Here is a 19,158-nt window from a genome sequence, read left to right as displayed (position 1 = left end):
ACGCCATGACGACCCACCGCAACCTCTTCGCCGTGCTGCGCGCGGCCTTCCCCGCCGACCTGGACGCCGTCGCGGTCGAGACCGACGAGGGCCTGTGCTACTCCTGGCGCGACCTGGACCGCGCCAGCGCCATGATCGCCAACCTGCTGGATTCGCTGCAGCTGCCCGCGGGCTCGCGCATCGCGGCCCAGGTGGACAAGTCGGTCGAGGCGCTGATGCTGTACCTGGCCACGCTGCGCGCGGGCCATGTCTTCCTGCCCCTGAACACCGCCTACCAGAGCGCCGAGATCGCCTACTTCATCGGCAACGCCGAGCCCGCGGTGGTGGTGTGCAGCCCGAAGAATTTCGGCTGGGTCAGCAAGATCGCCTTCCAGGCCGGCACCCGCAACGTCTTCACCCTGGGTGATGACCGCAGCGGCTCGCTGCTCGATCGCGCCGCCCACTGCAGCGACGCGCATGACTGCGCGGCGCGCGGCGACGACGACCTCGCCGCCATCCTCTACACCAGCGGCACCACCGGCCGCAGCAAGGGCGCCATGCTCACGCACGGCAACCTGTCCTCGAACGCGCTCACGCTCAAGGACTACTGGGGATGGGTCCCCGGCGACGTGTTGATCCACGCGCTGCCGATCTTCCATGTGCACGGGCTGTTCGTGGCGATCCACGGCGCTCTGGTCAATGGCAGCAAGATGATCTGGCTGAACAGGTTCGACCCCAAGCGCGTCATCGCCCGCATGCCCGAGGCCACGGTCTTCATGGGGGTGCCCACGCTCTACGTGCGCATGCTGGGCGAGCCGGCGCTCACGAAGCAGGCGGCCCGCCACATGCGCCTGTTCATCTCGGGCTCGGCGCCGCTGCTGGTCGAGACCTTCCGCGACTGGCAGGCCCGCACCGGCCACACCATCCTGGAGCGCTACGGCATGAGCGAGACGGTGATGCTCACCTCCAATCCCTACCGGGCCGAGGACGGCGAGCGCCGCGGCGGCACCGTGGGCTTCCCGCTGCCCGGCGTGGGCGTGCGGGTACGTGACGACGCCGGCCAGCCGGTGCCGGTGGGCGAGATCGGCGGCATCCAGGTGCGCGGGCCCAACGTGTTCAAGGGCTACTGGCGCATGCCCGAGAAGACGAAGGAGGAATTCACCGACGACGGCTGGTTCAAGACCGGCGATGTCGGCAAGTTCGACGCGCGCGGCTACGTCACCATCGTCGGCCGCAGCAAGGACCTGATCATCTCCGGCGGCTACAACGTCTACCCCGCCGAGATCGAGGGCTGCATCAACGAGCTGCCGGGCGTCGACGAGAGCGCGGTGGTGGGCGTGCCGCACCCCGACTTCGGCGAGGTCGGCGTGGCGGTGCTGGTGCCGAAGGCCGGCGCCACGGTCGATGGCGATACGGTGATCGCCACGCTCAAGTCCCAGCTGGCCAATTTCAAGATCCCCAAGCGCTGCTTCGTGGTGGGCGAGCTGCCCCGCAACACCATGGGCAAGGTGCAGAAGAACCTGCTGCGGGACCAGTACAAGTCGCTGTTCGCCTGAGGGGCGCCCGGCGGCGGCGCCGTGCGCGGCGCAGGCCGCCGGCCACGGCGCGGCCGCGCGCCCGGCCGACGCCGGGGCGCCGTGGCCGGGCCTAGCGTGCCGGGCCATGCGAGCCTGCATTCCGTGGCGGGGCGCGGCCGGCGTCGCCTGGGTGGCGGCCGTCACCGCCGCGGCCGACGGCTTCCACATCGTCACGCGCTTCCTCTGGATCGGCGGCCACGGGCTGGCCGACCACGCCCGCCGCGCGGTGTTCCTGGGCGAGCACCTGGCGGCGGCGCTCGCCGTCTATGCCTGCAGCCGCCTCGAGCGGCGCCTGGCCTGGCCGCTGCTGGCCCTGTTCGGCCTGGGCCTGGCCGCCGACCTGGCGGCCCACGCGGCGCTGGGGCGGCCGGCCTCGCTGTCGAACATCGCGGTGTTCCAGGCGGCGGCCGGCCATGTGGTGCAGGCCTGGCATGAATTCCCCGGGCCCGCGCGCCGGGCGGCGGGCTGGACGCTGCTGCTGCTCGCGCCGCTCGTGCTGCTGGCCGGCCCGGCGCCCGGGAGGAGGGCCCGGCGCCTGGCGCTGGCCTCGGTGGCGGGCCTGCTGGCCCTGTATGCGGCCACGCTCGCTGTGCGCGGCGAGCAGGCGCTGATCGGCTTTCCCAAGGGCTTCGCCTACGGCTTCGGCGCGGCGGCGGTGGCCGTGGACGCCCGCCTGCAGGCCGGCGGCGCGGGCGCGGTGCGGGTGCCGCGCGAGGACCGCACCCATGCCGCCTCGCGCGTGGTGCTGCTGGTGGACGAGAGCATCCGGCACGACGTGTTCGCGCGCGTGTTCGACGCCGGCGCGGCCGGCGCGATCGACTACGGCCTGGCCCGCAGCGCGGCGAACTGCTCCGCGTCAGCCAACCTGCTCCTGCGCAAGGCGGGCTGGGTGCGTACCGGCGAGGCGTCGGCGCCGGTGCGGGCCTACGAGAGCCTGTTCTCGCTGGCGCGCCGGGCGGGCTACGCCACCGCCTATGTCGACACGCAGAACGTGCTGGCCGAGCCCGGCGCGCGCAATTACTTCGACCCCGCGGAGCTCGCCGCCGTGGACCGGGTGGTGGCCGTGCGCGGCCCTGCCCACGGGCGCGACCCGGCCTCGCTGCGCGCGCTGGGCGAACTGCTGCGGCCGGCGCGGGTGTTCGTCATCGTCAACAAGGTGGGCGCGCATTTCCCGTACGCGGAGATGATCCCGCCCGGGCTGCGCCGCGGCGCGCGCCTCGCCGACTACGAGGTCGCGGTGCGCGTGAACGCCGCGCAGTACCTGGCGCAGGTGGCGCGCCTGGTGGGGGAGGGCACGGTGGTCTTCTACACGTCGGACCACGGGCAGGACTTCGATGCGCCCGTGCCGCACTGCAACGTGGGCGCCCAGGTGCGCGACGCGGAGTACGCGGTGCCCTTCGTGGTGCTCGCCGGCGATGCGGCCACCCGCGCCGCGCTGCGCCAGCGCCAGCCGCGCCTGCACGGGCGGCTCGGCCACCTCGAGGTGGCGGAGTCGGTGCGCAACGCGCTGGGCTATGCCTTCGACGACGTGGACTCGGTCTACAAGCCGCCGCGCCGCCTGCACCACGGGCTGTGCGCCATCCACGGCCCGCCGCGGCCCTTCTTCGGCATGGGGCCGCGGTGCCGGCCGCAGCCGGCGGCCGGTCAGGCCCAGAGCGATTCGCGCAGTTCGTCCAGCACGGCGCGCCTGCGGCGGATCGCGGCGCGCTTGGACGAGGGATAGTCCTCGATCGGGCGGGCCTCCTGGAACAGCGGGATGTCGTAGTTGCCGCGCGCATTGGGCGTGCCGCCGACCAGCGCCCAGGTCTCGTCGTAGCGCAGGTGGCGCTGCTTGGCCCGCTTGAAGACGCGATAGACCAAGCTGTTCCAGCTGTGGTTGCGCGTGGCGATCGCCTCGATGCGCCCGACGCCCCAGCGCAGGCACAGCGCGCGCAGGGCCTCGACCACCAGGGTGCGGGGCTGCAGGCCGTGCAGGTCGCGCGTCGCGTCGCGGAATTTCTCCAGCGCGTCCTGGGTCATCCCCTGCAGGCCGCCGACCCGGCACACCGCCTGGCCGCCGTCGGCGTCGAGGGAGAAGGTCAGGGCCTTGTAGCGGTCGTCACCCTTCCACAGGCTCAGGGTGATATTGCCCTCGCGGAGGAAGCGGCCTTCGCAGCTGAGGGTCAGGCGGTAGGGCTGCGTGTCGCGGCCGCTGAGGGTGCACACGGTGCGCTCCTCGCCGGCGAGCAGGCGCCCGTACAGGCCTTGCCCCAGCAGGTCATGCTGCAGCCGGTGCGAGTGGATGAGGCTTCGCACCCGCTCGGAGGTGCTCAGTCGGTGGTCGTAGAAGGGGCGCTGCGCCTGCAGCAGCAGCATCGGCAGCAGCGGCAGGTCCGCCATGGAGGGCGTGTTGCGCAGGTGGCCGTACCAGCGGTCGAGGCTCGGGCCGAGGAGCAGGTGACGGGCCGCGAAGCGCATGCGAACGGACAAGGGCAGGCGGCCTTCGACTCGACACACGCCAAGGGCCCAGGGCAAGTGGGCAAAAGGCATGCGGTCGATGCTAGGGGCGCGGCCAGGGGGGTCGACCCTCGGAATTTGCTTAAGACGAGGCGGCTACCCGCGGCGCTTCCAGGTGTGAATTCGGGGTCGATCCGCCGGACGTTCTACGTCAAAGGTTTTGATTTCGGCCCGGCCGGCCGGCCGGGGCCTCAGCGGTCCCGGACCACGTAGCGCACGAAGCCGTCGGCCCTGGCGAAGCGGTCGTAGAGCCGGCGCGCCTGCGTGTTGTCCTCGCGGGTCATCCAGTACAGGCGTGACCAGCCCTCGGCGCGCATCGCGCCGCGCAGCCACTCGAGCAGGGCGGTCCCCAGGCCGCGGCCGCGCGCCGAGGGCAGCACGTACAGGTCCTCGAGGTAGCACACGGGCTGGGTCTCCCAGGTGGCCTCGTGGACCACGCAGGCGGCGAAGCCGTAGACCCGGCCCTCGACCTCGGCGACCACGCACATGACCGAGGAGTCCGGGTCGAGGATGCGCTGCCAGGTGCGGTCGGTCACCTCGTCGGGCAGCCGGGCGCCGTAGAACTGGCAGTAGCCTCGCCACAGCGAGCGCCAGGCGGGTTCGTCGGCGGGGAGGGCGGCGCGGATCACCAGGGCGGTCATGGGTGCATTGTGCCGCGCGTCCTACAGACCTCGGGGCGGCCGCTGCCTAAGGTGGGGCCATGGCCACCGCCACGCCGCCCGCCGTCGACCTCGCCGCCGAGTCCGTGGCGGGCGAGGAAGACCCCGGCGCGGCCATCGAGCTGCCGGCCGCCCCCATGGCCCCGGGCGACCAGGCGCCGGCGGGCACGCCCGGCACGGGCGAGGGCGTCTGCCCCCGCTGCGGCGGCAGCGGGCGCATCGGCGAGACGGAGTGCCCGGACTGCCTGGGCACCGGGCGGATCATCGAGGGGATCGGGGGCGGCTGACCCCGGGAAGGACGGTGCAGGACCGTGCGGGCGGCAGGGCCGCCCGCGGACCGGATCAGGCGGTGAAGCCCTTGTAGGCCATGTAGGCGGCCAGCACGTACAGGATGCTGGCGAACACCTTCTTCAGCTGCTTCACCGGCAGGGCATGGGCCGCCCTGGCGCCCAGGGGCGCAGTGAGCACGCTGGCCGCGGCGATCACCACCAGGCCGGGCACCCAGATGTAGCCGAACGAGCCGGCGGGCAGGTCCTGCACGCCCTGGCCGGCGAACACGTAGCCCACCACGTTGGCCACCGCGATCGGGAAGCCCAGCGCCGCGCTGGTGGCCACCGCGTTGTGGATCGCCACGTTGCACCAGGTCATGAAGGGCACGCTGATGAAGCCGCCGCCCGCACCCACCAGGCCCGAGAGGAAGCCGATGAAGCCGCCGGCGCCGAACTGGCCGGCGGTGCCGGGCATCTGCCGCGTGGGCTTGGGCTTCTTGTCCAGGAACATCTGCGTGGCCGAGAAGCCCACGAAGAGCGCGAAGAACAGCGCCAGCCACGAGCCCTTGAGGAGGGCGAACACGCCCAGGCTGCCGGCCATGCTGCCGGCGACGATGCCGGGCGCCAGCCGCCTGACGATGTCCCAGCGCACCGCGCCGCGCTTGTGGTGCGCGCGCACGCTGGACACCGAGGTGAAGATGATGGTGGCCATGGAGGTGGCGATGGCCATCTTCACCGCCAGGTCGGGCGAGACGCCGCGCGCGCCGAGGATGAAGGTGATGAAGGGGACCATCAGCATGCCGCCGCCGATGCCCAGCAGGCCCGCCAGGAAGCCCGTGCCGATGCCCAGCGCGAGCAGCTCGGCCACGAGGAGAGGTTCGAGGATCATCCGTCGCCCGTCGTTCTTGTTGTCGTGGGTGCCGTCCGTTGCGGACGGCACGAGGGGAATGAGGCGTCTGCAGATGCCACCGGACCGGCATCCTGAACCGGGGGTTCAGGTGGGCCAGGTCACCCCCGCGTTGGGATCATCTGACGCGAGACGTTCACGCTCACGGGGTTTGTTCCAAGCCCGAGCTCGTAGAGCATTGGTTCAAGGAAATATAAAGCCCGGCGCGCACTGCAGACACCCGCGATTGTAGGCGCTGCGAGGCCGCTTCCGAAGGCTTAACACCTGCCGCGATCCCGGACTCGTCGAGGGCGGTTTGACAGCCGCGGCTGCCACTGAACTGCACGGACCCCGGGGCCGCGCGGCGGGTGTTCAGAGCAGCTGGCCGTCCTGGCCGAGGGCCTGGTCCAGGCGCTGCACCAGCTGCGCGAGCCGGGCCTGCGAGGCGTCGTCGTCGAGGGCGCCGGCATGGCCGGACGCGCCTTCCGCGGAGGCCGCGGGCGCGGCCGCTGCAGCGGCTGCGACCGGCTTGTCGGCCAGGTCGAAGGCCAGGTTCAGGGCCGCCAGCACCGCGATGCGGTCGCGGGCCTTGACCTTGCCGGCATCGCGGATGCGGCACATGGCGCCGTCCACCTTCTCGACCGCGTCGCGCAGGCGCGCCTCGCCGCCGTCGGGGCAACCGAGCAGGTAGCTCTGGCCCATGATCTGAACTTCGATCTGCTTCATCGGGGGGGCGGCCCTCAGGCCGCGTTCTTGGCCTCGGGCAGGCGCTCGAGGAGGGCGTCGACCCGCGAGCGGGCCGCCGACAGGCGCGACTTGAGGGAGTCGCGTTCCTGCGTGAGCGTCTCGACCTGCGCCTGCAGCAGCGCGTTCGTGCGCTGGAGTTCCTCGTGGCGCACCAGCAGGCGCTCGACGCGTTCGGCGAGCTGGTCGATCTGGGAGACGGTGGACATGGGGCCAAATTGTAGGGTTTGGTAAAGGTCGGGCTTCTACAATGTTCGGGTTGGTGCTCGCGGTGTGGTTCTCATGCCGCAGTTCAACGGGAAGCAGGAAGGCACGGCCCCGGCCACGCCCAACCTGCGCTGCCCCCGCAACGGTAAGCGGAGCGTGCGAGCCTGTCGGCGCGCACCCGGTTCCATCACGAAGTGCCACTGGGCCGCCCTCGGGCGGCCTGGGAAGGCGATGGCATCGATCCGTCAGCCCGGATACCGGCCAACGAGGTGGCGGTGCGCGCCTGGCGCGCGCCGCCGTAATGCCCAATGCACTGGCGGGGAACCTGGTGCGGGCGACAGACCTTTGCAGTTATCCATGAACCATCGTGCGTACCGCACGCCGCGCCATGCCGCGGTCGTGCTCGCCGTGGGCGTCGCCGCCTCGCAGGCCGCCCTTGCCCAATCCTCCGCTTCCGCCACCGCCCTGCGCGAGACCGTCGTCACGGCCACCCGCACCGACAGCCGCGCCGACGAACTCGTCAGCGAGGTCGTGGTGATCGAGCGTGCCGCCATCGAGGCCGCCGCCGGCCGCACCCTGCCCGAGCTGCTGGCGCGCGAGGCCGGCCTGCAGTTCGCCTCCAACGGCGGCTTCGGCCAGCTCTCGAGCGTGTTCATCCGCGGCACCTCGTCGCGCCACGCGGTGCTGCTGGTCGACGGTGTGCGACTGGGCTCGGCCACCGCCGGCATCCCGATCTGGGAGACCCTGCCGCTCGAGGCGATCGAGCGCATCGAGGTCCTCAAGGGCCCGGCGTCCGCCCTCTACGGCAGCGACGCCGCCGGTGGCGTGGTGCAGGTCTTCACCCGCAAGGGCCAGCAGGGCTTCCGCCCGGGCGCCAGCGTCACCGCGGGCAGCCGCGGCCACGCGCAGGCCACCGCGGGCTTCGCCGGCGGCGAGGGCCCCCTGGGCTACTCGCTGGGTGTCCAGCGCACGGTGGACGGCGGCTTCTCCGCCACCAACCCGCGCCAGCCCTGGAACTACAACCCCGACCGCGACCCCTTCCGCCAGGACGCGTTCAACGCCTCGCTGCGCTACGACATCAACCGCGACTGGCGCGCCGACGCCTCGGTGCTGTACTCCGACGCCATCTCGCACTTCGACGACGGCCCCGGCCTCGACGCGCGCAGCGCGCTGCGCGCCTCGGTGGTGCAGGGCGGCGTGAAGGGGCGCCTCCTGCCGGCCTGGCAGACCGAGCTGCGCGTGAGCCAGGGCACCGACACCAACAACAGCATCCAGGCCTCGTGGCCCGGCTCCTACCGCACGGCGCAGAACCAGGTGACCTGGCAGAACACGGTCGACACGCGCCTGGGCGCCGTGCTGGCCGGCCTGGAACAGCGCGTGCAGAAGGTGACCAGCACCACGGCCTACGTCGTCAAGGAGCGCACCATCGACGCCGCCTTCGCCGGCCTCAACGGCTCGGCCGGCGCGCACAGCTGGCAGGCCAACCTGCGGCATGACCGCAACTCCCAGTTCGGCAATGCCGACACCGGCTTCGCCGGCTACGGCTATCGGCTCTCGCCCGCCTGGCGCGTGCATGCCTCCTATGGCACCAGCTTCGTCGCCCCGTCGTTCAACGACCTGTACTACCCGGGCTGGAGCAACCCGCTGCTGCAGCCCGAGCGTGGCCGCAACCGCGACCTGGGCCTGGCCTGGAGCGAGGGCGCGCACGAGGTCAAGCTGGTGCACTTCGACAACCGCATCCGCGGCTTCATCACCAGCGGCATGGCGCCGGTCAACGTGCCGCATGCGCGCATCGACGGCTGGACGCTGGGCTACACCGGCCGCGTCGGCGCCTTCGCGCTGCGCGCCTCGGTGGACTCGCTGGACCCGCGCGACGAGGTCACCGGCCGCCGCCTGCCGCGCCGCGCCGACACCAACGCCACCGCCGGCGCCGAGTGGGCGCGCGGCGACTGGCGCCTGGGCGGCACGGTGCTGCACGTGGGCCAGCGCTTCGACGACACGGCCAACACCAAGCCGCTCGATGCCTACACCACGCTCGACGTGCATGCCGCCTGGCAGTTCGCGCGCGACCTGAGCCTGCAGGCCCGGGTGAACAACCTCACCGACCGCAAGTACGAGACGGTGCTGGGCTACAACCAGCCGGGTCGCTCGGCCTACCTCACGCTGCGCTGGCAGCCCAAGTAAGCTCGCAGCCATGAGCCTGCCCCTGCGAGGTCCCCGCCGCATCGTCTGCCTCACCGAGGAGACGACCGAGTGGCTGTACCTGCTGGGGCAGGAGGCGCGCATCGTCGGCATCTCCGGCTACACCGTGCGGCCCCGCCGCGCGCGGGACGAGAAGCCGCGCGTCAGCGCCTTCCTCAGCGCGAAGATCGACCGCATCCTCGCGCTGGAGCCGGACTGCGTGTTCGGCTTCTCCGACCTGCAGGCGGACATCGCCTCGGCCCTGGTGCGCCAGGGCGTGCAGGTCACCGTTTTCAACCAGCGCAGCGTGGACGAGGTCTTCGCCATGCTGTGGCAGGTGGCGGCCCTGGTGGACCAGGCCGCCCGCGGCCAGGCGCTGCTGGATGCGATGCGCGCCCGGCTCGACGCCATCGCCGCCGAGGCGCGCGCCTTGCCGCGCCGCCCGCGCGTGTTCTTCGAGGAGTGGGACGAGCCCGCCATCAGCGGCATCCGCTGGGTCAGCGAGCTGCTGGCCATCGCCGGCGGCGACGACATCTTCCCCGAGCTGGCCCGCCAGCCCCTGGGCAAGGACCGCATCGTCGCCGACCCGCTGGAGATCGTGCGCCGCGCGCCCGACCTCATCATCGGCTCCTGGTGCGGCAAGAAATTCCGCCCGGAGAAGGTGGCCGCGCGCCCCGGCTGGCAGGACGTGCCGGCGGTGCGCGACGGGCAGCTGTTCGAGATCAAGTCCGCCGACATCCTGCAGCCCGGCCCCGCCGCGCTCACCGACGGCGTGGAGCAGATGCACCGCCTGGTGATGGACTGGGGCCGCCGCCATGCGTGAACTGCGCATCGCCCGCAGCGAGTTGATCCTCGGCGGCGACGCCGGCGGCAAGCTCGCCCGCGCCCAGGCCCTGGCCGATGCCTGGCTGGGGCAGGGCGCCGGCCACCGCGTCGTCTACATCGCCACCGCCCAGGCCTGGGACGCCGACATGCGCGACCTGGTGGACCGGCACCGCCGCGAGGGCGGCGAGCGTTCGCGCATGGTCACGGTGGAAGAACCCACCGAGCTGGCCCATGCCCTGGGCACGCAAAGCCGCGCCGACACGCTGATCGTGGTGGACTGCCTCACGCTGTGGCTCACCGCCTCCCTGATGCAGGCGCTGCTGCCGGACGAGTCGGATGCCGCGCAGGCCCAGGCGCACGCGCCGGCCACGCGTGCGCCCACCCTGGCCGACGCGGTGCGGGCGTGCGCCGGCCCGCTGGTGCTGGTGAGCCACCAGCTCGACGCCGCCGCGCTGCCCGCCCGCAAGGACAGCGAGGCCTTCCTCGAGACCCTGGGTGCGCTGAACCAGCAGGCCGCCCGGGCCTGCGAGCGGGTCACCCTCATGGCGGGGGGCGACGCGCTCACGCTGAAGGAGGCGGAATGAGGCCGGCGGGCGGGCCGGGGCGCGCGTCGGTGGGCCTGCGGGTGGCCGGCCTGGCCCTGGCGGTGGGCCTGCTGGTGCCGTGGCCGGGGCGGCAGGCGGTTGCCGCGACGCCTGCGCCGCGCAACGGGCCCGGGGCGACCGTGCCGACGGCGTCCGCCGCCGCATCCCCGACGGCCGCGACGCCCGCGGCGCCCGCAGCGCCCGCCATCGTCGACGACCGCGGCGTCGCCGTCGCCCTCGCCGCGCCGCCGCGGCGCATCGTCACCCTGCTGCCCTCGCTCACCGAGACCGTCTGCGCCCTGGGCGCCTGCGACCGGCTGGTGGGCGTGGACACCTACTCGAACTGGCCCGCCGAGGTGCAGCCGCTGCCCCATGTGGGCGGCCTGGACGACGCCCAGGTCGAGCGCATCGTCGCCCTGCGGCCCGACCTGGTGCTGGCCGCCCACTCCACCCGCGCCGTGCCGCGCCTGGAGGCGCTGGGCCTGAAGGTCGCGGCGCTGGAGCCGCGCACGCTGGAGGACCTGCGCCGCGTCGTCGGCCAGGTCGACCGGCTCCTGGGCACCCAGGCCGGCCCGGCCCTGGTGCGGCGCATCGACGCCGACCTGGAGGCCGCGGTGCGCGCCATGCCCGCCGCCCTGCGCGGCACCCGCGTCTACGTGGAGGTGGCCAGCGCCCCCTATGCGGCCAGCGAGTCCTCCTTCATCGGCGAGCTGCTGGCGCGCATCGGCGCGGCCAATGTCGTGCCCGGCGCGCTGGGCCCGTTTCCCAAGGTCAACCCCGAGTTCGTCGTGCGCGCCGACCCGCAGGTGATCATGGTCACCGACCGCGTCGCCGAGTCGATGGCGCAGCGCCCCGGCTGGTCCCGCATCCGCGCGGTGCGCGACGGCCGCATCTGCCGCTTCAGCCCGCAGCAGGGCGACGTGCTGGTGCGCGCCGGCCCGCGCCTGGCCGAGGCCGCGCGCCTGATGGTCGACTGCCTCCAGGGCCGCCTGCGGGGCGGCCAGGGAGGCGCCTCGTGAACCCGCGCGCCCCCCTGCCGCTTGCCGTGGCGCTGGCCCTCGCCGGCCTGGCGCTCCTGGTGGTGGGCGCCTGCGTCGGCAGCGCCGGCTGGGAGCCGCTGTCGCCGGCCGACGCCTCGGCCGCCACCATCCTCTGGGAGATCCGCGTGCCGCGCACCGCGGGCGCCTGGCTGGCCGGCGCGCTGCTGGGGCTGGCGGGCGCGGTGGCCCAGGGCCTGTTCCGCAACCCCCTGGCCGACCCCTACCTGCTCGGAAGCGCCACCGGCGCCAGCCTGGGCGTCGCGCTGCTGCTGGCGGCCCTGGGCCTGTCGCCGGCCGCGGCGGCGGGCTGGGGCGCGCGCCTGGGCATCACCGGCGCGGCCTTCGCCGGCGCGGTCGGCGCGGTGCTGCTCACGCTGGCCCTGGCGCGCGGCGTGCAGCACACGCTGCGGCTGCTGCTGGCGGGCGTGATCGTGGGCATGGTGCTCGGCGCGCTGGCGGCGCTGGTCCTGTTCCGCGTGCCGGAGGCCCTGCGCGCGATGCAGGGCTTCATGCTCGGCACCACCGGTTTCCTCGGCTGGGGCGCGGTGCAGCTGCTCGCGCTGGCCCTGGCCGCCGCCCTGGCCGTGGCCCTGGGCTGCAGCCGCGCGCTGGACGCGCTCTCCCTCGGCGAGTCCACTGCCGCCAGCCTGGGCGTGGCCCTGGGCCCGGTGCGGGTGGCGCTGGTCGCCATCCTGGCCCTGGCCACCGCCGCGGCGGTCGCCCAGGTGGGCCTGATCGCCTTCATCGGCCTGGTCGCGCCGCACCTGGTGCGCTCGGCGGTGCGGCCCACCCATGCCTGGCTGCTGCCGCTGGCGGCCCTGGCCGGCGGTGCGCTGCTGGTCGCGGCCGATGTCCTCGGGCGCTGGCTGGTGGCGCCGCAGGAGCTGCCGGTGGGCGCGGTCACCGCCGTCCTGGGCGGCGGCTACCTGCTGTGGCTGATGCACCGGAGGCCGCTGTGAGCGCGGCGCTGGCCTGCGCCGGCCTGCGCGTCGCCCTCGACGGGCGCGAGGTGCTGCATGGCCTCGACCTGCGCCTGCCCGCCGGCCGCTGGACCGCCCTGGTCGGCCCCAACGGCGCGGGCAAGACCACGCTGCTCAAGTCGCTGGCGCGGCTGCTGCCCGCGCGCGGCGAGGTGGCCTGGCTGGGGCGCGACCCGGCCGGCCTGCCGGCGCGCGAGCGCGGCCGGCTGCTCGCCTGGCTGGGGCAGCAGGAGCCGGGCGGCGGCGACCTGCGGGCGCAGGATGTCGTGATGCTCGGGCGCCTGCCGCACCAGGGCTGGCTGGCCGGCCCCTCGGCCCGCGACCTCGCGGCGGTGGAGGAGGCCATGCGCCGCACCGGCAGCTGGGAGTGGCGGTCCCGTGCCCTGGGCCAGCTCTCGGGCGGCGAACGCCAGCGCGTGCTGCTGGCGCGGGCGCTGGCGGTGCAGGCGCCGATCCTGCTGATGGACGAGCCGCTGGCCAACCTCGACCCGCCGCACCAGGCCGACTGGCTGGCACTGGTGCGCGAGCACGTGCGCGGCGGCGGCACCGCCGTCACCGTGCTGCACGAACTGAACATGGCGCTGCATGCGGACGAACTCGTCGTCATCGTCGAGGGGCGCATCGCGCACCAGGGGGCCTGCGACGCGCCCGCCACGCACCGCGCGGTCGAAGCGGCCTTCGGCCAGCGCATCGCGGTGCACCCGGTGGGCCGCGCCTGGGTGGCGCTGCCGGTGGAGGACCTGGGGTGAACGCGCCGCGCCGTGCCGCCCGGGGCCCGCGTGCGCCGCGCCAGGCGCAGGGGCCCGCATGACCGCCCGCTGCGTGATGGTCTGGGGCGCCACCAGCGGCGCCGGCAAGAGCTGGCTCGCCACCGCACTGTGCCGGTGGTATGCCGGCCAGGGCCTGCGCGTCGCGCCCTTCAAGGCGCAGAACATGAGCAACAACGCGCGCGTCGCCGAGGGCGGCGAGATCGGCAGCGCGCAGTACTTCCAGGCCCTGGCGGCGCGCCGCACGCCCGAGGTGCGCATGAACCCGGTGCTGCTCAAGCCCGAGCGGGACACGCACAGCCAGTTCGTGCTGCTCGGGCAGGTGGACGCCGCGCTCACCGCCATGCCCTGGCGCGAGCGCAGCGCGGCGGTCTGGCCCCACGTGGCCCGCGCGCTCGACGCGCTGCGCGCCGAGAACGATGTCGTGGTCATCGAGGGCGCCGGCTCGCCCGCCGAGATCAACCTGCGTGACTGCGACTACGTCAACCTGCGCACCGCCGACCATGCCGACGCGCGCTGCCTGCTGGTCGCCGACATCGACCGCGGTGGCGCCTTCGCCCACCTGTACGGCACCTGGGCGCTGCTGGAGGCCGCCGAGCGCGCGCGCATCCGCGGCTTCGTCCTCAATCGCTTCCGGGGCGACCCGGCCCTGCTCGAGCCCGGCCCCGGGATGCTGCAGGCGCGCACCGGCGTGCCCACCGTGGCCACCCTGCCGATGTGGCGTGACCACGGCCTGCCGGAGGAGGACGGGATGTGGGAGGGGTGGGCCGGCGGCGCCGCCGGCTGGGCCCCCGGCGGCACGCGCATCGCCGTCATCGCCTACCCGCGCATCAGCAACCTCGACGAATTCCAGCCCCTGCGCCGGCTGCCCGGCGTGCAGCTGGCGTGGGCGCGCGAGCCGCGCCAGCTGCAGGGGGCCGACTGGGTGGTCCTGCCCGGCTCCAAGCACACCAGCGGCGACCTGGCCTGGCTGCGCGCCCAGGGCCTGGATGCCGCCATCGCCGCGCATGCCGCGGCCGGCGGCCGCGTGCTGGGCATCTGCGGCGGCCTGCAGATGCTCGGCGAGGCCCTGGTCGACCCGCACGGCATCGACGGCAACGCGCCCGGCCTGGGCCTGCTGCCGGTGGTCACCCTGTTCGAGCCGGACAAGCGCGTGCGCCGCACCGAGGCGGTGTTCGCTGCGGTGCCGGGGCCGTGGCAGGCGCTGTCCGGCCTGCGCGTGCGCGGCTACGAGATCCGCCACGGCCGCACGGCGCAACACCCGGGCATGGGCGCCGGCCTGCCGGTGCTGCCCGGCGGCCTGGGCTGGTGCGACGCCACGGGGCGGGTGCTGGGCGTCTACCTGCACGGACTGCTCGAGGACCCGGGCGTGCTGCGCGCGCTGTTCGGTGCGAACGTGCCGACCCTGGACGACGTGTTCGACGGCCTGGCGGCCTGCCTCGATCGCCATGTCGCGCCCGGCGTCCTGCGCGGGCTGCTCGACTGAGCGCGCCGGCCGGGTCCGCCGCCGGGGCGGACCGTTGACCCCGATCAAGCCGTGCGCCTACTGGCGTTTACACCTGTTGCGGGCAGGTTGCCTCTCCCACAGGCCGGGGTCTATGCTGGAAGCATCACCAACCCGGTAGGAGGCAGCATGTACAAGAAGATCCTGATGGCATACGACGGCAGCGAGGCAGGCCAGCGGGCCCTGCTCGATGCCTGCGAGGTGGCGCAGTGGAACCAGGCCGGCATCGTGCTCGTGGCGGTGATGCCCTCGACCCTGGCCTTCGTCGGCCTGGAGGGCGGCGTCTACGACGCCGAGCTGGAGACGCGCGAGCGCAAGAAGTTCGAGGGCATCCTGCAGGACGGCATCAAGCGCCTGGAGGCCGCCGGCTTCAAGGCCACCGGCGAGGTGGCCCAGGGCGAGGCGGTGGAGGAGATCACCCGCGCCGCCCGCAAGGCCGGGGCCGACCTGATCGTGGTGGGCCACAAGCACCTGGACAGCTGGGCCGCCCGCTGGTGGCGCGGCTCGGTGTCGGGCGCGCTGATCGAGCACGCGCCGTGCAGCGTGCTGGTGACCATCACGCACTGAGGCGCCTGGCCGGGGCGCGTGGGCCTGGCGCCCGGCGCGGGCCTCAGGCCTCAGGCCTCAGGCCTCGGGCCTCAGGCCTCAGGCCTCAGGCCTCAGGCCTCAGGCCTCAGGCCATCACCCAGCGCGCCATCCGCAGCCCCACCCAGGTGAGGGCCAGCGAGCCGGCCAGGTGCATCGCCGCCAGGGCCAGGGCCTGGCCGAAGCGCTCGGACTGCAGCAGCTGCACCGTCTCCGCGGAGAAGGTGGAGAAGGTGGTCAGGGCGCCCAGGAAGCCGGTGACCAGCGCCAGCCGCCAGGCCGGGTCCAGGTGCGGCAGGGCCTGGAACACCCCCACCAGCAGGCCGATCAGCCAGCCGCCGGCCAGGTTGGCGGCCAGCGTGCCCAGGGGCACCCAGGTGCCGCCGGTGTTCAGCCACAGGGCCAACTGCCACCGTGCCAGCGCGCCCAGCGAGGCACCCACGCACAGCACGAAGACGGTGAACACCGGCCGGTGCCTCAGCGCTTGCCGGCGGGCGCCGGCGTCTTGGGCTTGAAGTCGCAGTAGCGGGCGACCGCGCACTCCCAGCAGCGCGGCGTGCGCGCCTGGCACACGTAGCGGCCATGCAGGATCAGCCAGTGGTGGGAGTCCACCGCATAGGCCGCCGGCACGCGCCGTTCCAGCGCCAGTTCCACCTGCAGCGGGTTCTTGCCGGGCGCCAGGCCGGTGCGGTTGCTGACGCGGAAGATGTGCGTGTCCACCGCCATGGTGGGCTGGCCGAAAGCCACGTTCAGCACCACGTTGGCCGTCTTGCGGCCCACGCCGGGCAGGGCCTCCAGCGCCTCGCGCGTGGCGGGCACGCGGCCCTGGTGCCGCTCCACCAGGATGCGGCAGGTCTCCAGCAGGTTGCGTGCCTTGGTGCGGTACAGGCCGATGGTCTTGATGTAGCCCTCCAGCCGCTCCAGCCCCAGGTCCAGCATGGCCTGCGGCGTGCCCGCCACCGGGAACAGCCGGCGCGTGGCCTTGTTCACGCCCACGTCGGTGGCCTGCGCCGACAGCAGCACCGCGGCGAGCAGCTCGAACACGCTGGTGTATTCCAGCTCGGTGACCGGGTGCGGGTTGGCGGCCCGCAGGGTGGCGAAGAAGGGCTCGATGTCCTGCGTCTTCATGGCGGTCAGTGGGGCCGGATGCCGGCGCGGCAAGGGAGCGTCATCGACGGGCATTCTAGGCTGTGCCCGAGGCGTCACGCGGCGCGTGGGCGGGCGCAGATAATCGCGCGATGACCACCCGACGCAGCCTCCTCCTGGCCGCCTCCGCCGCGGCGCTCGCCTCGTCACCCGCCTGGGCCGAGACCTATCCTGCCAAGCCGATCCGCCTGGTCGTGCCGTTCCCGGCCGGCGGCGCCACCGACATCTTCGCCCGCGCCGTCGCCGGCAAGCTCGGCGAGCGCCTGGGCACCAGCATCGTCGTCGACAACAAGCCCGGCGCCGGCGGCACCATCGGCTCGGACATCGCGGCCAAGGCCGCCGCCGACGGCTACACGCTGCTGCTCACCACCTCCAGCACCCATGCGATCGGCCCGAGCTTCGCCGCGGCCGGCAAGCTGCCCTATGACGCGGTGGCCGACTTCACGCCGATCTCGCATGTGGGCAACGCGCCGAGCATCGTGCTGGTGCCCAACTCCTCGCCGGCGAAGACGATGAAGGAGTTCGTCGAGCATGCGCGCCGCAACCCCGGCCGCCTGAACTACGCCTCCAGCGGCAACGGCACGGTGGTCCACCTGGGCACCGAGCACCTGAAGTCGATGGCGGGCCTGTTCATGGTCCACATCCCGTACCGCGGCACCGCCCTGGCGATCCCGGACCTCGCCAGCGGCAAGCTGGACCTGCTGGTCGACTCGCTGCCCTCGGGCCTGCCCCATGTGAAGGAGGGCCGCCTACGCGCCCTGGCCGTCACCTCCCTCAAGCGCTCGCCGCTGCTGCCGGAGCTGCCGCCGGTGGCCGACACGGTGCCCGGCTACGAGAGCGTGACCTGGTTCGGCGTCTACGGCCCGAAGAACCTGCCGGCCGACATCGTGGCGCGCGTCAACGCGGGCATCAACCAGGCCCTGCAGGACGCCGACGTCAAGGACCGCCTGGCCCGCCTGGGCATCGAGCCCGTGGGCGGCACGCCGCAGCAGTTCGCCGCCATGGCCACCGCCGACCGCGCCAAGTGGAAGAAGATCATCACCGAGCGCCAGCTCACCGCCGACTGAGAAGCCGAGACCCGGCCCCCCAACCGACCCTGACCATGCATTTCGATTTCCACAACCCGTACCCCACCACCCGCCTGCCGGTGTTCGCCCGCAACGCGGTCGCCACCTCCCACCCGCTGGCCGCCCAGGCCGGCCTGCGCATGCTCTGGAAGGGCGGCAACGCGGTCGATGCCGCCGTCGCCGCCGCGGCGGTGATGACCATCGTCGAGCCCGTGAGCAACGGCCTGGGCAGCGACGCCTTCGCCATCCTGTGGGACGGCAAGCAGCTGCACGGCCTCAACGCCTCGGGCCGTGCGCCGGCCGCCTGGACGCCCGACTACTTCAAGCGCAAGTACGGCGCCGACGCCAAGACCCCGCCCAAGCGCGGCCTCGACGCCGTGACCGTGCCGGGCGCGGTCGCCAGCTGGGTGGCGCTGTCCGAGCGTTTCGGCCGGCTGCCCTTCGCCGACCTGATGGAGCCCGCCATCGAGGTGGCCGAGCGCGGCTACCTGCTGCCGGTCGTGGTGCAGCAGAAGTGGGCCGCGGCCACGCCCGAGCTGGGCGGCCTGCCGGGCTTCGCCGAGGGCTTCCTGCCCTGGGGCCGCGCGCCGAAGGTGGGCGAGCTGTTCCAGTTCAAGTCGGCGGCGCGCGGCCTGAAGGCCATCGCCGAGACGAAGGGCCAGGCCTTCTACGGCGGCGAGATCGCCCAGGCCATCGAGCGCTTCGCCGCGCAGCACGGCGCCAGCCTCAAGGCCAGTGACTTCGCCGCCTACCGGCCCGAGTGGGTCACCCCCATCGGCCGCGACTACCGCGGCTACACGCTGCACGAGATCCCGCCCAACGGCCAGGGCATCGCGGCGCTGATCGCGCTGGGCATCCTGGAGAAGTTCGACGTCGCCGGCCTGCCGGTGGACGGCGTGGACTCGCAGCACCTGCAGATCGAGGCCATGAAGCTGGCCTTCGCCGACGTCTACAAGTACGTGGCCGAGCCCTCGTCGATGGAGGTCACCGCCGAACAGATGCTCGACGACGCCTACCTCGCCAGCCGCGCGAAGCTGATCGACATGAAGCGCGCGCAGGACTTCGGCGCCGGCAACCCGGTCAAGGGCGGCACCATCTACCTCACCGCCGCCGACGAGGACGGCATGATGGTCAGCTTCATCCAGAGCAACTACATGGGCTTCGGCTCGGGCTGCGTGGAGCCGTCCTTCGGCATCAGCCTGCAGAACCGCGGCCACGCCTTCAGCCTCGACGCCGGCGCCAACCAGGTCGCGCCGGGCAAGCGCCCCTTCCACACCATCATCCCGGCCTTCCTCACCAAGGACGGCCAGCCGGTCATGAGCTTCGGCGTGATGGGCGCCAACATGCAGCCGCAGGGCCACATGCAGACGACGGTGCGCATGGTCGATTACGGCCAGAACCCGCAGGCCGCCTGCGACGCGCCGCGCTGGCGCTACAACGCCGGCTTCGAGATCAACGTCGAGCAGCAGATGGACAAGGCCACGGTGCAGGGCCTGGCCGACCGCGGCCACCAGGTGGAAGTGATCAACGACAACTACCAGGACTTCGGCGCCGGCCAGTTCATCTGGCGCGCCGGCGACCCGAAGGTCGAGGGCTACGTGTGCGCCAGCGACCCCCGCCGCGACGGCCTGGTGGCGGGGTTCTGAGCCGGCGGGCCGGTCC

At 73.5% G+C, this 19,158-nt stretch carries 20 protein-coding genes, 1 other RNA gene and 1 riboswitch; of the genes, 13 read left to right on the top strand and 8 right to left on the bottom strand.

Features of this window, described 5'->3' with window-relative positions; translation table 11 throughout:
- Positions 1-5 precede the first annotated feature (5 nt).
- The gene (locus ACFQZY_RS00870) at positions 6-1,535 is read left to right on the top strand and encodes a malonyl-CoA synthase (RefSeq protein ID WP_377411511.1); all 1,530 of its coding nucleotides are present in this window, start codon (positions 6-8) and stop codon (positions 1,533-1,535) included.
- Between the two features lie 106 nt (positions 1,536-1,641).
- Positions 1,642-3,279: a hypothetical protein gene (locus ACFQZY_RS00865; RefSeq protein ID WP_377411509.1), complete on the top strand. Its 1,638-nt coding sequence runs from the start codon at positions 1,642-1,644 to the stop codon at positions 3,277-3,279.
- Here ACFQZY_RS00865 and ACFQZY_RS00860 read toward each other — a convergent pair.
- The gene (locus ACFQZY_RS00860) at positions 3,201-4,025 is read right to left on the bottom strand and encodes a DUF535 family protein (protein ID WP_377411507.1); all 825 of its coding nucleotides are present in this window, start codon (positions 4,023-4,025) and stop codon (positions 3,201-3,203) included. The two genes, ACFQZY_RS00865 and ACFQZY_RS00860, sit on opposite strands and share 79 nt — an antisense overlap.
- Before the next feature lie 218 nt (positions 4,026-4,243).
- A complete protein-coding gene (locus ACFQZY_RS00855; RefSeq protein ID WP_377411505.1) occupies positions 4,244-4,693 on the bottom strand; it encodes a GNAT family N-acetyltransferase in 450 nt (149 codons plus the stop codon).
- Positions 4,694-4,752: 59 nt separating this feature from the next.
- On the opposite strand from ACFQZY_RS00855, the gene ACFQZY_RS00850 reads away from it, so the two are divergent.
- A complete protein-coding gene (locus ACFQZY_RS00850; protein ID WP_377411503.1) occupies positions 4,753-4,998 on the top strand; it encodes a hypothetical protein in 246 nt (81 codons plus the stop codon).
- 55 nt (positions 4,999-5,053) lie between these two features.
- On the opposite strand, the gene ACFQZY_RS00845 is transcribed toward ACFQZY_RS00850, so the two are convergent.
- From ACFQZY_RS00845 to ACFQZY_RS00830, 4 genes are all read right to left on the bottom strand, one after another.
- On the bottom strand, positions 5,054-5,869 hold the full coding sequence (locus ACFQZY_RS00845) for a sulfite exporter TauE/SafE family protein (protein ID WP_377411502.1): 816 nt from the start codon (positions 5,867-5,869) through the stop codon (positions 5,054-5,056).
- A 60-nt stretch (positions 5,870-5,929) separates the two neighbouring features.
- Positions 5,930-6,109, bottom strand: a non-coding RNA gene (gene ssrS / locus ACFQZY_RS00840) — 6S RNA.
- Between the two features lie 129 nt (positions 6,110-6,238).
- On the bottom strand, positions 6,239-6,592 hold the full coding sequence (locus ACFQZY_RS00835; protein ID WP_377411500.1) for a cell division protein ZapA: 354 nt from the start codon (positions 6,590-6,592) through the stop codon (positions 6,239-6,241).
- A gap of 14 nt (positions 6,593-6,606) precedes the next feature.
- A complete protein-coding gene (locus tag ACFQZY_RS00830; RefSeq protein ID WP_377411499.1) occupies positions 6,607-6,819 on the bottom strand; it encodes a DUF904 domain-containing protein in 213 nt (70 codons plus the stop codon).
- Positions 6,820-6,853: 34 nt separating this feature from the next.
- Positions 6,854-7,098: riboswitch (cobalamin riboswitch) on the top strand.
- 76 nt (positions 7,099-7,174) lie between these two features.
- Between ACFQZY_RS00830 and ACFQZY_RS00825 the strand changes: the two genes are divergently transcribed.
- The 8 genes from ACFQZY_RS00825 to ACFQZY_RS00790 all read left to right on the top strand — a co-directional run bounded on the left by ACFQZY_RS00825 (position 7,175) and on the right by ACFQZY_RS00790 (position 15,265).
- Complete coding sequence (locus tag ACFQZY_RS00825; RefSeq protein WP_377411497.1) at positions 7,175-9,001, top strand: TonB-dependent receptor domain-containing protein; 1,827 nt, start codon at positions 7,175-7,177, stop codon at positions 8,999-9,001.
- 10 nt (positions 9,002-9,011) lie between these two features.
- Positions 9,012-9,821: an ABC transporter substrate-binding protein gene (locus ACFQZY_RS00820; RefSeq protein ID WP_377411495.1), complete on the top strand. Its 810-nt coding sequence runs from the start codon at positions 9,012-9,014 to the stop codon at positions 9,819-9,821.
- A complete protein-coding gene (locus ACFQZY_RS00815) occupies positions 9,814-10,407 on the top strand; it encodes a bifunctional adenosylcobinamide kinase/adenosylcobinamide-phosphate guanylyltransferase (RefSeq protein WP_377411493.1) in 594 nt (197 codons plus the stop codon). Before ACFQZY_RS00820 ends, ACFQZY_RS00815 begins: the two co-directional genes overlap by 8 nt.
- The gene (locus ACFQZY_RS00810; RefSeq protein ID WP_377411491.1) at positions 10,404-11,426 is read left to right on the top strand and encodes an ABC transporter substrate-binding protein; all 1,023 of its coding nucleotides are present in this window, start codon (positions 10,404-10,406) and stop codon (positions 11,424-11,426) included. Before ACFQZY_RS00815 ends, ACFQZY_RS00810 begins: the two co-directional genes overlap by 4 nt.
- On the top strand, positions 11,423-12,406 hold the full coding sequence (locus ACFQZY_RS00805) for a FecCD family ABC transporter permease (protein WP_377411489.1): 984 nt from the start codon (positions 11,423-11,425) through the stop codon (positions 12,404-12,406). Before ACFQZY_RS00810 ends, ACFQZY_RS00805 begins: the two co-directional genes overlap by 4 nt.
- The gene (locus tag ACFQZY_RS00800; RefSeq protein WP_377411487.1) at positions 12,403-13,176 is read left to right on the top strand and encodes an ABC transporter ATP-binding protein; all 774 of its coding nucleotides are present in this window, start codon (positions 12,403-12,405) and stop codon (positions 13,174-13,176) included. The genes ACFQZY_RS00805 and ACFQZY_RS00800 overlap by 4 nt, the downstream gene beginning before the upstream one ends.
- Before the next feature lie 58 nt (positions 13,177-13,234).
- On the top strand, positions 13,235-14,680 hold the full coding sequence (locus ACFQZY_RS00795; protein WP_377411485.1) for a cobyric acid synthase: 1,446 nt from the start codon (positions 13,235-13,237) through the stop codon (positions 14,678-14,680).
- A gap of 147 nt (positions 14,681-14,827) precedes the next feature.
- On the top strand, positions 14,828-15,265 hold the full coding sequence (locus ACFQZY_RS00790; RefSeq protein ID WP_377411483.1) for a universal stress protein: 438 nt from the start codon (positions 14,828-14,830) through the stop codon (positions 15,263-15,265).
- A 106-nt stretch (positions 15,266-15,371) separates the two neighbouring features.
- On the opposite strand, the gene crcB is transcribed toward ACFQZY_RS00790, so the two are convergent.
- Positions 15,372-15,749, bottom strand: coding sequence for a fluoride efflux transporter CrcB (crcB, locus tag ACFQZY_RS00785; protein ID WP_377411481.1), 378 nt, complete (start codon positions 15,747-15,749; stop codon positions 15,372-15,374).
- Positions 15,750-15,760: 11 nt separating this feature from the next.
- Positions 15,761-16,411 carry an endonuclease III gene (gene nth / locus ACFQZY_RS00780; RefSeq protein ID WP_377411479.1) on the bottom strand — a complete coding sequence of 217 codons (651 nt, stop codon included), beginning with the start codon at positions 16,409-16,411 and terminating at the stop codon, positions 15,761-15,763.
- A gap of 110 nt (positions 16,412-16,521) precedes the next feature.
- Here nth and ACFQZY_RS00775 point away from each other — a divergent pair, with 110 nt between their 5' ends.
- The gene (locus tag ACFQZY_RS00775) at positions 16,522-17,496 is read left to right on the top strand and encodes a Bug family tripartite tricarboxylate transporter substrate binding protein (protein ID WP_377411477.1); all 975 of its coding nucleotides are present in this window, start codon (positions 16,522-16,524) and stop codon (positions 17,494-17,496) included.
- A 35-nt stretch (positions 17,497-17,531) separates the two neighbouring features.
- Entirely contained in the window at positions 17,532-19,142 is a 1,611-nt protein-coding gene (locus ACFQZY_RS00770) for a gamma-glutamyltransferase family protein (RefSeq protein WP_377411475.1), read from the top strand.
- The last annotated feature ends 16 nt before the right edge of the window (positions 19,143-19,158 follow it).

Origin of the sequence: Ramlibacter sp. GCM10027632, assembly GCF_042675325.1 — a bacterium.
Taxonomy (GTDB): Bacteria; Pseudomonadota; Gammaproteobacteria; order Burkholderiales; family Burkholderiaceae_C; genus Ramlibacter.
The sequence above is the reverse complement of the archived record's forward strand: the minus strand, read 5'-3'. Positions and strand labels throughout refer to the sequence as shown.